Origin of the sequence: Asanoa sp. NPDC050611, assembly GCF_040654855.1 — a bacterium.
Classification (GTDB): domain Bacteria; phylum Actinomycetota; class Actinomycetes; order Mycobacteriales; family Micromonosporaceae; genus Asanoa.
The window spans coordinates 1-5,705 of record NZ_JBFAIU010000419.1; the positions used below are offsets into that span (position 1 = coordinate 1).

The following is a 5,705-nucleotide window of genomic DNA, read 5'->3' on the forward strand; positions in this document are numbered from 1 at the left end:
GTGATCCGCGCCGGCCGGGCCGGGACTAGCCGCGCCCAGGACCGCCGTCGCGGTCGCCGCCGTTCGCGTTGAACGGGATCAGCAGGCGCGCGAGCTGGAGGCGGACCTCTTCGTCGACGTGCTCCTTGTTGCGGTCGCGGAGCAGCTCGCCGCGCAGGTCGCGGGCCTCGCGCTCGATGTCGTCACCCTCGGCCACCGCGTCGCGGAGGTCGTCCAGGCGGTTCGTGATCCGCTCGGCCGCCTTCTCGTCGATCTTGCCGTCGTCGACCGCCTGGGCCAGCAGCGACTCGAAGGCAGCGAGCGCGCTCGCCTCGTCGGTCGGCTCCGGTGTCGGCGGCTCCGTGGTCTTCTCCGCCGCGGCCTCGCCGGCCGGTGGGCTGGCGCCCGCCTGGGCCACCGTGCCGCCGGGGGTGCCGTCGCCGCCCGGGTTGGCCACGATGGCGAGCACGATCGCGATCACGACGAGCGCGGCGGCGACGCCGCCGATGGCCACTGCCCGCATCGGGTTGCGGACGCCGCCGCCGACGGGCTCCGGCTCCGGGTCGGGCCGGGACCGGAGCAGGCTGGTCGGCGCGGGCACCACCGCACGGCCGGGTGACACGGGCCGGGCAGCGAGCGCCTGGGCCGGTGCCGAAGTGGCCAGGTCACCCAGAGCGTCGGACACCTCGGCGGCCGTCGGCCGGGCCGCGGGGTCGGCCGCGAGGCAGGCCGCGCCGAGCCGGGTGAGCGCCGGCGGCACGCCGGGCAGCATCGGGAACCGCGCGACGCCGTGTGCCGACTCGGGGCGCCGGCCGACCAGGGCCTCGGCGAGCAGGACACCGACCGCGTAGACGTCGCCCGCCGGTGTCGGGTCGGCGCCGGCCAGCCGCTCGGGCGCGCAGTAGCCGACCGTCCCGTAGCGCAGGTCGCCGTCCGGCGTCCCGGCCAGGCCGGCGATGCCGAAGTCGAGGATCTTCACCCCGCCCGGGGTGAGCATCACGTTGCCCGGCTTGATGTCGCAGTGCACCACGCCGGCCGCGTGTGCGGCGGCCAGGCCGGCGGCCACCTGGGCGGCGATCGCCGCGGCCGCGGGCCAGGGCAGCGGGCCGGCGGCCAGGCGCTCGGCCAGGTCGCCGCCCTCGACCAGCTCCATCACCAGGTACGGCGCGAGGCCGCCACCGGGCAGGGCCGCCTCGCCGTAGTCGTACACCCGCGTGATGTTGGGGTGGGTCAGCCCGGCGGCGGCGCGTGCCTCGCGGTGCGTGGCGAGGCGGATCGTGGTGTGGCTGCCGACCGACGGGTTGAGCACCTTGACCGCGACGGGGCGGCCGAGCACGGTGTCGTCGGCCCGCCAGACCTCGGCCATCCCGCCGACACCGATCCGCCCGACCAGCAGGAACCGGTCGTGCAGGCGAAGGCCGGGCGCGAGCGTCGACATAGCGGACACCATCGTACGGACTGGCGGCGACCCCGACCCTGAGCTTCGGCACTGCGGCACAGAACCGTTACGTCGGCCAGCGCCCCGTCAGCCGCTTGACGCCCGCCGCGCCGCCCCGGTCGACGGCGGCCTTGACCAGCGCGAAGATCGCACCCTGGATGGTGGCGGCGAGCAGCACCTCGCCCCAGCCGCGCTCCTCGTCGGTGGCGTTCGGTGCGTCGTCGTCACCGGAGATCCGCTTCCAGACCTGTTTGAACACCGCACCGGCACGCCCGCCGCGACACCGAGCAGCACGCCGACCGGCTTGTACGCCAACTTGCCCATGACGCCCATCGCCTCTCCTCGGGGATTTGCGGTCGGCAATGCCCGACCGGCTGGAGCCGTAAACGCCTCCCGAGCGTGAGACCGAGGACACGCGATCAAGTAGCCGTTGTCGCTGGTGGTGACCGCATCGCGTCATAACGTGGAGATCGAGCCACGCGTTAGAGTGATTTTTCCGGTCATTTCGGCCGAGGAAGACATATGACGACACAATCCGCTACGGCGCAGCGATACGACGCCGACCGCGAGTTCGAGCACAAGCATCGCTGGACCATCCTGGTGATCGTCTCGATCGCTCAGCTCATGGTCGTTCTGGACGCCACGATCGTCAATATCGCCCTGCCGGCGGCGCAGGACGCGCTGCACTTCGCCGACAGCGACCGCCAGTGGGTGGTGACCGCGTACGCCCTCGCGTTCGGGTCGTTGCTGCTGCTCGGCGGCCGGCTCGGCGACCTGTTCGGGCGAAAACGCATGTTCATCATCGGCCTGATCGGCTTCGCGGCGGCGTCCGCGGCCGGCGGCGCCTCGACCACGTTCGGGGTGCTGGTGGTCGCCCGGGCCTTCCAGGGCGCGTTCGGCGCGCTGCTCGCCCCGGCGGCGCTGTCGACGATCGCGAACTCGTTCCAGTCACCCGCTGAACGGGGGCGGGCATTCGGCGTGTACGGCGCGGTCGCCGGCGGCGGCGGCGCGGTGGGCCTGCTGCTCGGCGGCGTGCTGACCGAGTACGCGTCGTGGCGGTGGTGCTTCTTCGTGAACCTGCTGTTCGCCGGTGTCGCCTGGATCGGCGGGCAGTACTACCTGCGCAACCAGCGGCCCGCCACCAAGCCGCGGATCGACTGGACGGGCACGGTCTGCGCGGTCCTCGGACTCTTCCTGCTGGTGTACGGCTTCGCGCGGGCGGCGTCCGACGGCTGGAGCGACATCCTGACGATCGTCAGCCTGATCGTCGCGGCGGTCCTGCTGCTCGCGTTCGTCCAGGTCGAGCGCCGGTCGCGGGCACCGCTGCTGCCCCTGCGCATCGTGCTGGACCGCAGCCGCGGCGGCGCGTACCTCTCCGTCGCGCTCGCGGCCATCGCGATCTTCGGGGTGTTCCTGTTCCTCACGTTCTACCTGCAGCTGACCAAGGGCTACAGCCCGGTGCTGACCGGCGTCGCCTTCCTGCCGATGATCTTGTTCGTGCTGATCGGGTCGACGCTGGCCAACGTGCGGCTGCAACCGATCCTGGGCTCGCGCATCCTGATCACGGCCGGGATGGCGCTGTCCGCGGTCGGGATGGTCTACCTGTACTTCATCGACTCGACGTCGAACTACTGGGTGCATATCTTCCCGGCGCTGCCGGTGCTCGGGTTCGGCTTCGGCCTGATCTTCGCGCCGGCGATCAACACGGCCACGGAACGCGTCGACCGCGACGACGCGGGCGTGGCGTCCGCGCTGGTCAACGTCGGGCAGCAGGTCGGCGGCTCGGTCGGCACGGCGCTGCTGAGCACGATCGCGGTGAGCGTGACGAGCAGCTACGCGGCGACGCACGTCGGCCCGGCCGCGGCGGTGGAGGCACCGGTGGCGGGCTACAAGGTCGCGTTCCTGGTCTCGGCGGGCATCTTCGCGGTGGGCGCACTGATCATCTTCTTGCTGATCAAGGCACACGCGCCCTTGCCGACCGGCGCGCCACCGCCGGACGAGGGCGGTCCGACGGCCGGCGACTCGGAGCCCGGCGGCCGGACCGCGGCCGACCAGCCGGCCGGCGCCCGCGCACACCGCGGCGTCGATCCGGCACCGGGAACCACCTGACCCGGGCGTCAGGAGAGCGCCGCCGGAAGGGCGAAGTCGGCGAAGACGGCCGGGTCGCGGAACACCACGTTGCGGGCGACCTGGCCGTCGGCCGAGACCGTCAGGATCTGCAGCGTGTGCAGGGTGAAGCCGGCATCCGTCCGGACGTAGGCCGCGAACGCCGGTTGCGTGTTCGCGGCCAGGCGGACCACCCGCCAGACCTCACCGTTCAGCGCGTACACGCGACGCATGAACGCCGCGTAGTCCGCGCGGCCGCGGTACCAGAGCGGGACCGGCGGCATCTCCATCACCGCGTCCGCGGTGAGCAGGCGGACCAGCCCGTCCACGTCGGCGACCTCGAAGGCGCGGACGTAGCGGTCGACGGTCGCGCGGACCGTCGCGTCGGACGGCTCGGCCACCGCGCCCTCGCCCATCGACGACAGCGCCGCCCGGGAGCGCTGCAGCGCGCTGTTGACCGCCGGCACGGACGTCTCCAGCAGCTCGGCCACCTCGGCCGCCGAGAACTCCAGGACCTCGCGCAGGATCAGCACCGCCCGCTGTTTCGGTGGCAGCACCTGCAGTGCTGCGACCAGCGCCAGGCGCAGGCTGCCCCGCCGCACGGCCGCGTCCTCCGGCAGCAGGGCGTCCGGGAACGGCTGCAGCCACGGGACGTCGAACGCCGGCGTCAGGGGCGCGTCGGGGTCGTCGCTGGGCGCGCCGAGGCCCGACGGCAGCGGGCGCCGCGCGCGGCCCTTCAGCGCCGTCAGGCAGGCGTTCGTCGCGATCCGGTAGAGCCACGTACGCGGTGACGCCCGCTCCGGGTCGTACTCGGCCCGCCACGCGCGCAGCATCGTCTCCTGCACCACGTCCTCGGCGTCGTCGACCGATCCGAGCATCCGGTAGCAGTGCACCAGAAGCTCGGACCGGTAGTCCTCGGCGACCTCGGTCACGCGACCCCCGGTGTGTTCGTGTACGCGGCCACCTCGCCACGGTGCAGCACCCAGGTCGCCAGCCGCCGCGCGGACGGGGCCAGCGACGTCTCGCCCGGCAGCAGGATCCCCGCCCGGCTCACCACCACCGTCGTGTCACCGAACTCGCGCACGTCCACGGGCTCGTCGACCGGGCGCGAGCCCTGCAACGGCCCGGCCCAGGCCGCGGCCATCGACTCCCGCACGGCGTCGCGACCCTGCCGGAACACGCCCGGCATGACGACGGTGGCGTCGGCGCGGTACAGCGCCGCGAACGCGTCCGCGTCGCCCCACGCGGCGTACACCCGGTCAAGCAGATCCATCATCTCGATCCTCCTCCTCGAAAAGCGGTCGAGATATGTACCGCGCCGCCGGCCCGAACTCATCGCCCGCCGGAACAAAATTCCCGGTTAGACGGGCTCGCCCGGGAAATGCGGGGCGCATGACCCAAAACGACCGGGTGGACCGGCTGCTCGACCGGTACGGCGAGACCTACGCGCACCAGGCGGGCATCCGCCTCGCCGACCGGCCGCAGCCGCTCTACCAGCTGCTGGTGCTGGTCAAGCTGCTCAGCACCCGGATCTCCGCGGACGTGGCGGTGGCCGGCGCCCGCGAGCTGTTCCGGGCCGGGCTCACCACACCGCGGGCCATGCTGGCCGCGGACGAGCACACGCTCTGGCACACGCTGGCCGCCGCGCACTACGTCCGCTACGCGGGACCGGCGATCCGCCAACTGTCCGACGGTGCCCAGCTCACCCTGGACCGCTGGGGCGGCGACCTGCGGCGCATGCACACGGCGGCGGCCGGCGACCGGGCGGCCCTGCGCACGTCGCTGACCGAGTTCCCGGGCATCGGCCCGACCGGCGCCGACATCTACCTGCGCGAGGCCCAGGCGGTCTGGCCGGACGTCCGCCCGTACCTGGACCAACGGGTCACCGCGGCGGCGAAGGCGGTCCGCCTGCCGAGCAGCCCGGCGCGGCTGGCCGGGCTGGTCGAGCCGGACCGCCTGCCGGAACTGGCCGCCGCCGTCCTGCGTGGCTCACACGACCGGAGCCTGACCTAGTTCCGCGCCCGCCGGCGGAAGAAGACCGTGCCGATGGCGATGCCGGCGGACGAAGGTCATCATCGTTGTCGATCACAACGCGGCGGAGCACGGGCCCAGGTTGTCGGTCGCGAGCATGGCCGCGGCCAGCGATCGGGTGTGCGGCGAGACGTGGTAGCGGGGAAACGCC

5 protein-coding genes and 1 pseudogene are annotated in these 5,705 nt (G+C 73.2%); 2 read left to right on the top strand and 4 right to left on the bottom strand.

Features of this window, described 5'->3' with window-relative positions; all coding sequences use genetic code 11:
* Window positions 1–25: 25 nt before the first annotated feature.
* On the bottom strand, window positions 26–1,417 hold the full coding sequence (locus AB0H87_RS36960) for a serine/threonine-protein kinase (RefSeq protein WP_360156828.1): 1,392 nt from the start codon (window positions 1,415–1,417) through the stop codon (window positions 26–28).
* 67 nt (window positions 1,418–1,484) lie between these two features.
* Window positions 1,485–1,741 (bottom strand): annotated as a pseudogene (locus AB0H87_RS36965) (DUF4235 domain-containing protein).
* A gap of 198 nt (window positions 1,742–1,939) precedes the next feature.
* Between AB0H87_RS36965 and AB0H87_RS36970 the strand changes: the two are divergent.
* A complete protein-coding gene (locus AB0H87_RS36970; protein ID WP_360156831.1) occupies window positions 1,940–3,526 on the top strand; it encodes an MFS transporter in 1,587 nt (528 codons plus the stop codon).
* An 8-nt stretch (window positions 3,527–3,534) separates the two neighbouring features.
* Here AB0H87_RS36970 and AB0H87_RS36975 read toward each other — a convergent pair whose 3' ends face one another.
* Window positions 3,535–4,455 (bottom strand): sigma-70 family RNA polymerase sigma factor, encoded by a 921-nt coding sequence (locus tag AB0H87_RS36975; RefSeq protein ID WP_360156834.1) that lies wholly within the window; start codon window positions 4,453–4,455, stop codon window positions 3,535–3,537.
* Window positions 4,452–4,799, bottom strand: a complete 348-nt coding sequence (locus AB0H87_RS36980; protein WP_360156837.1) for an SgcJ/EcaC family oxidoreductase — start codon at window positions 4,797–4,799, stop codon at window positions 4,452–4,454. Before AB0H87_RS36980 ends, AB0H87_RS36975 begins: the two co-directional genes overlap by 4 nt.
* 116 nt (window positions 4,800–4,915) lie before the next feature.
* Here AB0H87_RS36980 and AB0H87_RS36985 point away from each other — a divergent pair, with 116 nt between their 5' ends.
* Entirely contained in the window at window positions 4,916–5,536 is a 621-nt protein-coding gene (locus AB0H87_RS36985) for a hypothetical protein (protein WP_360156840.1), read from the top strand.
* The last annotated feature ends 169 nt before the right edge of the window (window positions 5,537–5,705 follow it).